This is a genomic window from Roseateles sp. P5_E11 (assembly GCF_054049355.1).
In genome coordinates this window covers 1-6,823 of sequence record NZ_JBFUMO010000312.1, presented here as the reverse complement: position 1 = coordinate 6,823, position 6,823 = coordinate 1, and the positions used below count along the sequence as shown (strand labels likewise).

At 70.7% G+C, this 6,823-nt stretch carries 5 protein-coding genes; 2 read left to right on the top strand and 3 right to left on the bottom strand.

Going from position 1 to position 6,823, the window contains the following annotated elements:
* A partial coding sequence (locus ACXJKR_RS20310; RefSeq protein WP_457324353.1) for a DNA internalization-related competence protein ComEC/Rec2 occupies positions 1 to 1,431 on the top strand: 1,431 nt, incomplete at its 5' end.
* Positions 1,432 to 1,476: 45 nt separating this feature from the next.
* The gene (locus ACXJKR_RS20305) at positions 1,477 to 2,544 is read left to right on the top strand and encodes a cyanophycinase (RefSeq protein WP_457324352.1); all 1,068 of its coding nucleotides are present in this window, start codon (positions 1,477 to 1,479) and stop codon (positions 2,542 to 2,544) included.
* Here the strand turns inward: ACXJKR_RS20305 and mltB are convergent.
* The 3 genes from mltB to ACXJKR_RS20290 are packed head-to-tail and all read right to left on the bottom strand — an operon-like array spanning position 2,538 to position 6,600.
* Positions 2,538 to 3,602: a lytic murein transglycosylase B gene (mltB, locus tag ACXJKR_RS20300; RefSeq protein WP_457324351.1), complete on the bottom strand. Its 1,065-nt coding sequence runs from the start codon at positions 3,600 to 3,602 to the stop codon at positions 2,538 to 2,540. The genes ACXJKR_RS20305 and mltB overlap by 7 nt on opposite strands.
* The gene (locus ACXJKR_RS20295; protein ID WP_457324350.1) at positions 3,599 to 5,620 is read right to left on the bottom strand and encodes a transglutaminase family protein; all 2,022 of its coding nucleotides are present in this window, start codon (positions 5,618 to 5,620) and stop codon (positions 3,599 to 3,601) included. Before ACXJKR_RS20295 ends, mltB begins: the two co-directional genes overlap by 4 nt.
* The gene (locus tag ACXJKR_RS20290) at positions 5,617 to 6,600 is read right to left on the bottom strand and encodes a DUF58 domain-containing protein (protein WP_457324349.1); all 984 of its coding nucleotides are present in this window, start codon (positions 6,598 to 6,600) and stop codon (positions 5,617 to 5,619) included. The genes ACXJKR_RS20295 and ACXJKR_RS20290 overlap by 4 nt, the downstream gene beginning before the upstream one ends.
* Positions 6,601 to 6,823 lie beyond the last annotated feature (223 nt).

Here is a 6,823-nt window from a genome sequence, read left to right as displayed (position 1 = left end):
GCTCTGCGCAGCCTTGGCCTGCGCTGGCCCTGGCCGCTGATGCTGCTGGCGGCCGCCGTCATCGTCACGGCAGCCGACCCCTGGGCGCTGATGCAGCCGGGCTTCTGGCTGTCCTTCGGCGCCGTGGGCCTGTTGATGGCGGCCGGCGGCGAGCACGCAGACGGCTGGCGCGCCAGATGCAAGGCGGCGCTGCGCACCCAGGCCATCGCGACCATCGGCCTCGCGCCGCTGAGCCTGATCTGCTTTGCGCAGCTCTCCGTCGTCGGCCTGCTGGCCAACCTCGTTGCCATCCCGCTGATCAGCTTCGTCATCACGCCGCTGGCTTTGCTGGGCGGCCTGTTCACGCCGCTGTGGGCACTGGCCGCCGTGCTGATGCAGGCCTTGATGGCCTGGCTCAAGCTGCTGATCGCCTGGCCAGCGGCGGTGTGGTGGCTGCCGGCGGCGCCACTGTGGTCACAGGCACTGGCATTGCTGGGCGCCGTGCTGATGGCACTGAGACTGCCCTGGCGGTTGCGCGCTGCAGGTCTGCTGATGACGCTGCCGCTGCTGTGGCCGGCCGTGYCGCGCCCACCTGACGGCGAGTTCGAACTGCTGGCGCCGGACATCGGCCAGGGCAACGCGGTGCTGGTCCGTACCCGTGGCCATGCGCTGCTTTTCGACACCGRCCCGGTTTATGCGCCGGGCTCGGACGCCGGCGAGCGGGTGCTGCTGCCACTGCTGCGCCGCCTGGGGCTGAACCGGTTGGACATGCTGGTGCTCAGCCACCGCGACAGCGACCATGTCGGTGGTGCGGCAACCTTGATGCAGGCGCTCTCGGTGGGAGAGCTGCGCAGCTCGCTGGAGCCGGGCCATCCGCTGCTCGGCGTCGGGCTGCCCGTACAGCGCTGCGAAGCCGGCCAGACCTGGACCTGGGACGGCGTGCGCTTTGACGTACTGCACCCCACGCTGGCCCATTACGGGGGCGGCTTCCGGTCTAACGACCTGTCCTGCGTATTGCGCATCACGGCGGCTTCGAGCCGACGCGCGCTGCTGGCGGGCGACCTGGAGGCCGAGCAGGAGCGGCAGCTCGTGAAGCGCGAGGCTGATCTGCATGCCGAGGTGCTGCTCGTACCGCACCACGGCAGCAAGACCTCATCCAGCGCCGAGCTGTTGGCCGCCGTTGCGCCGAGCGTCGGTGTCGTGCAGGCCGGCTACCGCAGCCGCTTTGGCCATCCCGCGCCGCCGGTGCTGGCGCGCTACCAGGCCGCGGGCATCGCCGTCGTTGCCAGCCCGTCATGCGGCGCCTGGCGCTGGCGGAGTGCGACGTTCGAGTCGAGCTGCGAGCGAGCGCTGCGCCACCGCTACTGGCAGGACCTCACCCCCGCCAGCTCCGCGCCTGAAGGCCCTCTGGTTGAAGAGGCGCCAACGGCCGAGGCCGAGCTGGCCTTCTGACGCCGGGGCTGCCACACTCGCCCGGCCATCACCTGGGAAAATCACATGAAGCGCTTGGATATCTGGGCCCGTCGCATCGTCTCGTTGGGCCTGCTCTGCGTGAGCCTGGCCGCCGCAGCGGGCGGTGGCAGTGCCGGCAGCGGCGCCAAGGCCACGGCCGGCAACAAGGACTACGACCTCTACCGCAGCGGCAGCGCCGCCGATGCGCTGCCTCCCCAGCCAGCGAGCAACCAGCTCGTGCTGATGGGCGGTGGCATCGACGTCGACGACGCCTTCCGAGCCATGATCGCCAAGGCGCGTGGCGGCACGGCGGCCAAGGTCGATGTCGTCATCCTGCGCACCTCGGGCGCTGACGGCTACAACGCCTACCTGATGGCCATGGACGGCGTCGACTCGGTCGAGTCCATCGTGCTGAAGACGCGGGCTGGCGCCAGCGCGCCCGAGGTGCTGGATCTGGTGGCGCGGGCCGACGTGCTGTTCATCGCCGGTGGCGATCAGTCCACCTATATCGCCCAGTGGGCTGGCACACCGCTGGAGGCCGCGATGAAGGCCGCCGTCGCGCGCAGGGTGCCCTTTGGCGGCACCAGCGCCGGCCTGGCCGTGCTGGGCCAGTTCGACTACTCGGGCGCCAACCAGTCGGTGTCGTCGGCCACCGCCATGGCCAACCCCTATGACCGCGGCGTCACGCTGGACCGCAGCTTCCTGAATGCGCTGCCGCTGATGGCGAACGTCATCACCGACGCTCACCTCGTCGCCCGCGACCGCATGGGCCGCCTGGTCACCTTCCTGGCCCGGTTGTCGGCCGATGGCTGGGCCGGCTGGCAGGCGCTGCGCGGCATCGGCGTGGATGAGCAGACGGCCGTCGTTGTCGACGGCGACATCGCCACCGTCATGGGCAATGACGACGGCCTGGGCGGCCGCACCGGTCGCGCCTATTTCCTCAAGCCGACGATGGCGCCGACGACGGTGCAGGCCAGGAAGCCGCTGACTTTCCGCAGCCTGCAGGTCGAGAAACGCACGGCCGGCGGGCAATACAACCTGGCCACTTGGCCGACCGTGTCGCCGTATTTCATCTCGGTGGAGACGGGCGTGTTGATGCCCAACCCCTACTGAGCTTTGGAGGCTTGGCGCGCCCGGGCCACGGCCTGGCCGAGCTCGATGACGGCCAGCGCGTAATAGGCCGACCAGTTGTAGCGCGTGACCGTCCAGAAATTCTGCGTGCCCAGCAGCACGGTGGTCGGCTTCTTCGGCCCGTTCTGCAGCTCGATGACGGCCATGGGGCCATCGTGGTCGAGTGCGGCCTTGGAGGGCAAGGCGCCGGCGGCGCTGAGGTCGGTGGCGGTGAAGCTGGGCTTGATGTCCGGCGCCAGCAGGCGCGCCCGCTCGCGGCGGTCAGCGGGCAGTTTGACGCTGTAGTGCGTCGCCTCGCCGGGCTTCCAGCCGTACTCGGACAGGTAGTGGGCCACGCTGCCGATGGCGTCCACCGGGCTGGCGATCAAGTCGATGCGGCCATCGCCGTCGAAGTCCACCGCATGCTGGCGCCAGCTGCCGGGCATGAATTGCGGCCAGCCCAGGGCCCCGGCATAGCTGCCGCGCACCTCGCCGGCGTCCAGGCCGTTCTCGCGGCAGAGCTTGAGGAACTCGGCCAGCTCGCCRCGGAAGAAGGCCTGGCGTTCGGCGGCGCGCGGGTGCTCGGTGGGAAAGTCGAAGGCCAGCGTCGCCAGCGCGTCCAGCACCTTGAAGCCCCCGGTGATGCGGCCATAGAAGGTCTCGACGCCAATGATGCCGACGACGACCTCGGCCGGCACGCCGTAGGTGCTCTCGGCACGCGCCAGCGCGGCCTCGTGCTCGGCCCAGAAGGCCACGCCGGCGTCCAGGCGCCTGGGCTCGATGAAGCGGTCGCGGTAGGCCGTCCAGTTCTTGGCTGTGCCGACGGCCGCCGGCAGGATGAGCTGCCGCACGCGCGGCAGGTCCAGGGCCTGGCTGAGCTGCTCGCGCAGCGCGGTGGCGTCCCAGCTTTGCGATGCCGCAAGCTCGTCGGCAAAGGCGACGAGGGCGGGGCGGTTGCCCAGCGGTTCAGGAGGCGGCGCCGGCTTGGCGTGGCGGGGTTTGGCGTGGACGGCACAAGCCAGCAGCAGGCCGGCCAGCAGGGGGAGGTATCGGAAATTCACGGCTGCAGCATACGGGCCGCGGCGCGGAACTCGCCCCAGGCGGGCGCCGATGCGTCAGGGGCGTAGCGCGAGCGCTCCAGCTTCTCCAGCCACTGCGCGGCCGGCTCGGCCTTCTGGCCATGCTGGCGGCGCAGCGCGCGCGCCCAGGCGGCCGGGCTCTCGTGGGCGGGGATGCTCACGCCCGCACGGGTCAGCAGGGCGGCTATGCGCGCCCGCTGGCGGCTCCAGGCGTCGTGCGGCCGGCTGCTCCAGCGTATCCAGGCGGCGCCTGCCACGGCCAGCACGAGGATGACGCCGGCCAGGGCCTGGCCCAGCGCCGTCCAGTCGGGTTGGCTGAAGCCCAGGCGCTTGAGCAGGTCGAACTGGTTGTCGCGCGAATAATTCAGCACCAGTTGCTGCCAGCGGTTGTTGACGGTCTCCCAGCCATTGCGCATGGCCCGCCACAGCGTCGGGTTGAACTGGCCCAGCACGCCGGGCTGCGGCCGCAGCGCCAGGCCCTGGGTGACGCGGTTGGGCGCCACGGCGGCGGTCGGATCGCTGCGCACCCAGCCGCGGCCTTCGACCCAGAACTCGGCCCACGCATGGGCATTGGCGTTGCGCACGACCTGATAGCCGTCCTGGGGTTCGGCGTCCCAACCCTGGAAGCCGGTGACGATGCGCGCCGGCACGCCCATGGCGCGCATGACGACGACGAAGGCGGAGGCGAAGTGCTCGCAAAAGCCCAGGCGCCGGTCCAGCCAGAACTCGTCGATGACGTGGGGCGAGGTCTCGCCATAGCGGCCGGGGGTGAGGGTGTAAGTGAAGTCCTGGCTGCGGATGTGTTCCAGAAGGGCTGCGGCCAGAGCCTCGGAACGCGGGCCCGGCCCCAGCGTGGCAAAGCGCGCCTCGCCGGCCAGCAGCTCGGCCCAGGCACGGGTGCGCGGATTGAGACCGGCGGGCAGGTCGAGGTCGGTGGTCAGTTGCAGGCGGTTGCGGCGCTCCCCGGCCCGCCAGGCCGTGTGGGCGCTGGTTGCCACCCTCAGCCTCTCGGTGATGGGGCGTGGCGACAGCCATTGCAGCTCGGGCCCGCGCACGACGGTCAGGTCGGTCAGGTTCAGTTCGCTGCCGACGCCGCCTGGGCTCATCTCCAGCAGGGGCAGCACCGAGATACGCAGCGGCTCCAGCGTTATTTCATAGCGCAGCGCCGGGCCGGCCGTGGCCAGGTCGTCGCGGCCGCGCAACCAGCTCTGGCTGGAGCGGGAGTCATAGGCGCGCCAGGTCTTGCCGTCGAAGCGGGTCAGCACCGGGCCGCGGAAATAGCGCTGGTCGGGCGGCGGCAAGGCCCCCTCGAACTTCAGCCGCATCGCGATGCTCTCGTCGTTGGCGATCTCGTTCATCGCGCCGAACTCGAGCTGGTTGGACAGGCCCGTGCGGCCGATGGCTTCGGTCGGCACGCCCCACAGCGGCGCGATGCGCGGGAACAGCACGAAGAGCAGCACCATGACGGGCAGGCCCAGCGCCGTGGTGCCGGCAGCGTGCCTTGCCGCGATGCCGATGCTGGGGATGCCCGTGGGCATCTGCGCCAGCACGACGGCGGCCAGCAGCCCCCACAGCGAGGCCAGTGACCAGACCGCCATCAGCAGCGACTGCGAGTACAGGAACTGCGTCAGCACCAGGAAGAAGCCGAGGAAGAAGACGACGAAGGCATCGCGGCGCGCGCGCAGCTCCATGGTCTTGAGCGCCATCAGCATGACCAGCAGCGTGATGCCGGCCTCGCGGCCGATCAGCGTGCGAAAGGTCAGCCAGGTCAGGCCCGTGTAGACCGCGATGACGGCGGCCAGCCACCAGCGCCCAGGCAGCGGCCGCTGGCGCCAGGCCAGCGAGGCGCGCCAGGCCAGCACGACGGTGGTCAATGCGCTGCTCCACCAGGGCAGGTGGTCGGCATGCGGCGCGATGACGGCCGTGATGACGCCGAGCAGGAAGAAGCTGTCGCGCGCGTCACGCGGCAGGCGGGCCCACCAGGCAGCTAAACCATTCATGCGTCAAACCCCGCGAGGGCTTCGAGGCAAGCTTGGCGGTGGGTCGCCCCGAGGGAAGGCGTGAGGTCACGCCCCGCCATGCGCAAGCCATAGGGCTGGCCCAGGCGTTCAGCCGCCAGAACCCAGGCGGCCAGGCGCGACAGGCGTGCCTCGACATCGCGACCCTGGGTGTCACGCCAGTCCAGCCACAGGTCCTGCGCCAGCGGTGCTTCGGTTTCGCGCACCCAAAGCGGCAGGCCCTGGTCCAGCGCCAGCGCGGACTTGCGCCACAGGATCTGCTTCATCGAGTCGCCGCGGCGGTAGCTGCGCACGCCGGAGAAGTCGGTGCCGCTGGAGGACTGGCGTGTCGACGCGGCTTCGCCAGCGCCGGCCTCGGCCTGGGTGGGGAAGGGCGCCAGCACCTCCTCGGCCCGCGGGTAGACCCAGACCTTGGCTGCAGGCCGCCAATAGCTCCAGGCGCGGAAGAAGCCGAGCGGAAAGCGTGTCGTGACGATGAGGCGGGGCAGCTCGCGCAGGCCACGCTTGTCAGCCGGCAGGCGCAGTTTCAGCACCGCATGGCCCAGGGCCGGCACGTCGATCCAGGCCGGCTCGGTGGCGCCGCTGTCGAGCTGCGCGCTGACGGCGATGCCGAAGCGCGCGCTGCCCGGGTTGTGCAGGCGCAGCTCCAGCGCGTACTCGTCACCGGCGTGCACGCCCTCAGGCGCCTTCAGATCCATCTGCAGGCCGCGCAGGTTGGCGTGGGTGGTGTGCATGGACGCCAGGCCCGCGCCGGTCAGCGCAAAGGTCAGCGCGTAACCCAGACTCAGCTGCTCGTTGATGCTGGCCAGCAGCAGCACGCCCAGCGTGCCGCAGAAGGCCACGCCGGCCCAGGTCGGCACGATGTAGACATTGCGCTGCGTCGTCTGGTGGGTGTCGGCGGGCGACTGGCGGGCCTGCCACCAGGCTTGCCAGCGTTGGCGCAGGGCTTGGACGGGAGCCATGGGTCAGAGGATACGTGGGGTTCGCAAGCCTCAGCGTGACCTGGGGGTGTTCAGAAGGGTGCTTGCGCTTCCTCGACAGGGTGGGGCGAGGACGGCTGTGGGCGAAGCGCTGCCAGTTCCTGCCGCAACGCCGCGTTCTCGGCTTCAAGCGCCGAGACCCGCTGGCGCAGCGCTTCCATCGTGGGTTCCGGCGCGGAGGCTTCTGCCGTATCCAGCATCGGGT